Source organism: Fodinibius sp. (assembly GCF_041642155.1).
Taxonomy (GTDB): Bacteria; Bacteroidota; Rhodothermia; order Balneolales; family Balneolaceae; genus Fodinibius.
On record NZ_JBEPWZ010000331.1, the window covers coordinates 1 to 3,105 of the forward strand.

A 3,105-nucleotide genomic window follows, 5' to 3' on the forward strand; every position below is an offset into this window, starting at 1 on the left:
GATATCAACGTCTATATTGGGATCGATTTTATGGATAGCCTTTTCCCAGGATGACATTTGACGGTCGGGAGCGATTAATAATAGCGACATATGCTTAAGCAGCAGTTGTTATTTTTGATTAGTAGCGACCTTTGTAAAAACCGTTGTTTTGCCCAATTTCTATATTTTCGCAATTTCAAAATTCTCATGTATAGTCTATATATAATCATGTATAGTTTAAATATAGTATACACTGCGGTTTTGAAATCGATCAGGGGTTGGTATTTCCCGATGCTTCGGGACTGGTTTTTCAAAACCCTCTGTTAATATAAGAGGTTTTTACAAAAGGTCGCCAGATCTTGTTGAATTCGCTGCGAAATCTATGGCAGGGGTATGATAGAAGTGGTTGATTTTTTTTATGGAAGACTCTGTCCCGAATTTCTCATTATCAGGGAGACACAAAATTTGATAAGTTCTTTTAAAAAGACCGTAACATAACGGGGATTGAATACAGGGGCACCGGTCAATTCATTTGCTTGTGCCGGCATTATTTTTCCCATGGACTCTCCAACTGAAGATGGCTCCAAGGGTAAAAACCAATAAAACAGCTCCGTAATAGTTATGAGTGACGGCTTCCCATGGTGAAATAGCAAAGGTAGCGCTTAATAAAAGGGCCTGATTGCCATAGGGTAGAAAACCCTGAGCTATACAGGCAAAAATATCCAGGATGCTGGCACTGCGCCTGGGTGATATATCGTGTTCTTTGGCAATGGCGCGGGTCAGATCTCCGGTCACAATAATGGAAACCACATTATTGGCAATACAAAAATCGGTCACAAATACCAGTATCCCTATAGCCGTCTGCTGGGCACGATTTCCTGTTCCCGAGGCTTTTTCAGCTACCCGGTTAATCTTCTCGGAAATCCATTGGAGTCCGCCCTGCTGCTTAATGTACTCCCCCAGTGCGCCCACAAGCATGGCAAGGATAAAAATGCCCTGCATATCGGCAAAGCCCTCCGCTACATCGGTGCCAAGGGTTGACAGGGAATATTCGGCAAAAAGAGCCCCTTGCAGGGCGGCCATAATAATACCAAGAATGAGTACGAGGAAGACGTTCATCCCCCCGACCGCCAGCACCAAGATAGCCAGGTAGGGAAGGGTAGCGGTCCAGTTGACTGTTTCCGGGGTTAAGGGGGCGGAGTCGGTGGACAACAATACAAACAGGAGAACGGTGACAATGGTGGCCGGAAGCGCAATTTTAAAATTTTCCCAGAATTTTTCCTGCATGCCGACCTCCTGGGTGCGGGTGGAGGCAATGGTGGTATCGGAGATGATAGAGAGGTTATCGCCAAACATAGCACCTCCGAAAAGAGCCCCGGCAATAAGAACTTCTCCGATGCCGGCCTGGTCTGCAAATCCCACCGCTATAGGGGCCAGGGCGGCAATCGTGCCGACCGACGTACCCATGGCCAGGGAGATAAGTGCAGAGATCATAAATAGTCCCGGCAGAATATATCCCGAAGGGATAAGAGTCAACCCCGCATTGACCACCGCATTTACGCCGCCCGTTGCTGTAGCCACATTTGAAAAAGCGCCGGCCAGTAAAAAGATAAAACACATGCTGATGATATTATCATTGCCGGCTCCCTTTACCAAGACCCCAATGGATTGAGCAAGAGGTTTTTTTTGTAAATAGACCGCCAGCATGAGCGCCGGAAGTATGGCCACCTGCCCGGGAAGCTGCTGAAAGGCATGGTCCACTCCAAGCACTTGCAGCGTTAAACCGGTCCCCAGAAAAAGGCCGATAAAAAGTAGGATGGGGAGAAGAGAAAGCTTGGCTGTACGAGGGTTAAAATTCATTATCTCCACAGTTTAAAAAAACGAAAATACAGTTTTAACCTTTAAATTAAAATTCGGGTCGTTTATTTCGAGATTAATTTTCAGTTGTATTTTCATTCGGAAAGTAATTTTATTATATCGGAGTTTTATCAAGTTATTTAATCCTCTGGAATTAGCACAGTTGTATAATAATTATATGGATGGCGAATCTTCGAAGCCTGTAGCAACCTACAAGCGGGATGCCCTGTTTTTATCACTTGCCGGTATCTTTTTGACTTCCCTGGTACTCGGCAATGTTATAGGAACGACAAAATTTGTGACGCTTTTTTCAGTCGAGCTCGCAGGCTGGATGCAAACCGTCGTGCCGGAGTTGGTGCGGGAAAATGAAATATATACTATGAGCGTACCGGTAGGGGTTATTGCGTATCCCTTCACTTTTTTAGCGACGGATTTGCTTTCGGAGCTCTATGGAAGAAAGAAAGCACAGTTGGTTGTTTGGGTTGGCTTCTGGATGAATGTGTTCATGCTGTTGTTGATGAGTGTGAATCACTGGCTGCCGAATACGGGCGGGGTTAGCGGGGGACTTGATCTCTTTGAAGGGGTCTATGAATTTATGATTGGTAATACGATTGCCAGCATGATTGCCTATTTGATCGCCCAAACAGTGGATGTCCGTCTCTTCCATTTTTGGAAGAGGTTGACTAAGGGCAAACACCTGTGGTTGCGAAATAATGCTTCCACGACCATAAGCCAATTAGTAGACTCTACCGCTATCCTGACGATCCTTTTCCTGGCCGGAAATCTCGGCCAGGAAATAGATACCGTTGGTAAATTAATCATCCTTATTCTCAATTCTTACCTCTTTAAATTCTTTTTCGCACTATTTGATACTCCACTCTGTTATTTGGGAGTAAAAATATTCAGGAATTATGAAGAAGACCCCGGAGAGTACAGCCTTTATTCATAGGTTATTGTGACATAAGCGTCTTTTAAACAAAGGGGAGGGCGGTAGGTAAATTCTTAAAATAAATGTGACAAAAACATTGACACGAACCCCTAAAAAGTCTTACATTAGGAATCCAATTTCGAAACGGGGTTGAGCCCAATAGTTATTGTGTTCAACTCCGTTTTTTTGGCTCAATACTATTGGGCCAGACCGGAATTTTTGTTCTTTAAAGATACTGGGTAGAATATACAGACGATCGCACGTCGAGCCCTTGTCGGGCCCTGCCGGGAGGCGGGGCCCAGATGAGAAGAAGACACCGAGCCGGACTCAAGTTATTTATT

General features: G+C 44.8%; 2 protein-coding genes. One reads left to right on the top strand and one right to left on the bottom strand.

Going from position 1 to position 3,105, the window contains the following annotated elements; all coding sequences use genetic code 11:
- Window positions 1–507: 507 nt before the first annotated feature.
- A complete protein-coding gene (locus ACESLU_RS13525; RefSeq protein ID WP_372639158.1) occupies window positions 508–1,839 on the bottom strand; it encodes a Na+/H+ antiporter NhaC family protein in 1,332 nt (443 codons plus the stop codon).
- A gap of 175 nt (window positions 1,840–2,014) precedes the next feature.
- On the opposite strand from ACESLU_RS13525, the gene ACESLU_RS13530 reads away from it, so the two are divergent.
- Complete coding sequence (locus ACESLU_RS13530; protein WP_372639159.1) at window positions 2,015–2,785, top strand: queuosine precursor transporter; 771 nt, start codon at window positions 2,015–2,017, stop codon at window positions 2,783–2,785.
- The last annotated feature ends 320 nt before the right edge of the window (window positions 2,786–3,105 follow it).